The 1,812-nt window shown below is 37.1% G+C and carries 1 protein-coding gene; it reads left to right on the top strand.

The window, feature by feature from the left end; translation table 11 throughout:
* Nucleotides 1–131 precede the first annotated feature (131 nt).
* Nucleotides 132–1,812 (top strand): IS1182 family transposase (locus FHR85_RS14260; protein WP_341770984.1); only part of this gene is annotated, 1,681 nt, incomplete at its 3' end.

The raw sequence follows: 1,812 nt of genomic DNA, 5'->3' as shown, positions 1-1,812 counted from the left end.
GAAAAATCGTGGAAGACATCAATTTTGATGTCTTCCACGATTTTTTTTTGTTTTTTAACATTTTAGATAAACAAAAAGGATCCCCTTTGATAGAATTAAAGTACCAACAATAACCCCAAAGGAGGATCCTTATGTTTAAACATTATAACATGAATCAAGTCGTTTTGCCTTTAGATTTAGAAATAAAATTAGATCAAGATGATATTGCTTTCGCTGTGAATGATTTAGTCGAACAAATCCCAGAAGAAGCATACGCAAGCTTCTCTCGTGATACGGGATGCCCCGCTTATCACCCTAAAATGATGATGAAAATTATCTTATGTGCCTACACCCAATCGATTTTCTCAGGAAGAAAAATTGAAGCATTGCTTAAAGACAGCATTAGAATGATGTGGTTGGCGCAAGGTTATGAGCCGAGTTATCGAACGATTAACCGTTTTCGCGTTCAGCCTCAAGTTCAAGAATTACTACGTCAATGTTTTGTCCAATTCCGTTGTCAGCTTGTTGAACAAAACATGATTGAAGAAGAAGCCATTTTCATTGACGGAACTAAGATTGAAGCCAACGCGAATAAATTTACGTTCGTTTGGCGTAAATCCACTGAAAATTACAGTAAGCAGTTAGTTGAGAAATCTCACAACATGTATAACGAGCTACTAGAAAATGAAATCATACCTGGAATCGAACGTGAAAGTTCGGATGAACTTACGACTCAAGAACTTCAATCTATCGCCCAGCAGTTAGAAGAGCAAGTCAATGATTACGATCAAAAAATTAACGAGAGTGATCAAGGTTCTGAACGAAAACAACTTCGATCAGAGCGTAAGGAACCTAAACAATACCTTAAACAATTTAAGAACTTCGTTAAACGCAAGGAAAAATATCAAAAGGATAGTGAGATATTAGGAGAACGTAATAGCTATTCCAAAACAGACCATGATGCGACGTTTATGCGGATGAAAGATGACTACATGATGAATGGGCAACTTAAACCAGGTTATAATATTCAACTGGCGACTGAAGGACAATTCGCGCTTGCGTATGATGTGTTCCCTAACCCTACAGATACACGTACATTACGTCCTTTCTTAGACCTTATTGAAAACCATTATTTCACTCTACCTGAATACATTGTCGCTGATGCAGGATACGGAAGTGAACAGAATTACGCTGATGTCATTGAAAATCGATTACGCACTCCCCTTATTACCTATAATCAATATCGGAAAGAGAAAACAAGAAAGTACAAACATGATCCGTTCAATTTTTATAACTGGGATTACGATGAAGAACAAGATGCGTTCACTTGTCCAAATAATAAACAATTAACGTACCGTTATAATTCACATCGAACCGATCGATATGGGTTCACAAGAACCTTTAAAGTTTATGAATGCGAGGATTGTACAGGGTGTCCTCTACGTTCAGCATGTACTAAAGCTAAAGAAGGCAATCATCGTCGGATTTTCTATAATCAAAAATGGGAAGAACAAAAAGCATATACGAGAGAAAAGCTTTCGGATGAAAAAACTGGTGAACTATATGGGAAGCGAAAGATTGATGTTGAACCAGTTTTTGGATTTCTGAAGGCTAATTTGTGTTTCTCTCGCATGTCCGTCAGGGGCAAAGAGAAGGTGAAAAATGAATTAGGGTTTGCCTTCATGGCAGTGAACTTAAGAAAGTTCACTGCCATGAACACCCCAACAAGCTTAAAATATGATGATTCAAGCAAGAAAAAGGCACCAAACCATATATTTTTTATGGTTGGTGCCTTTTTTACGTTATTTTTAGCTAGTTATGTCCCAGCCTCTT

It is taken from the genome of Alkalibacillus almallahensis (assembly GCF_011761495.1).
In the GTDB taxonomy this organism is placed as follows: Bacteria; Bacillota; Bacilli; order Bacillales; family Alkalibacillaceae; genus Alkalibacillus; species Alkalibacillus almallahensis.
Note: the sequence above shows the minus strand (reverse complement) of the source record. Positions and strands in the feature narration are given on the sequence as shown.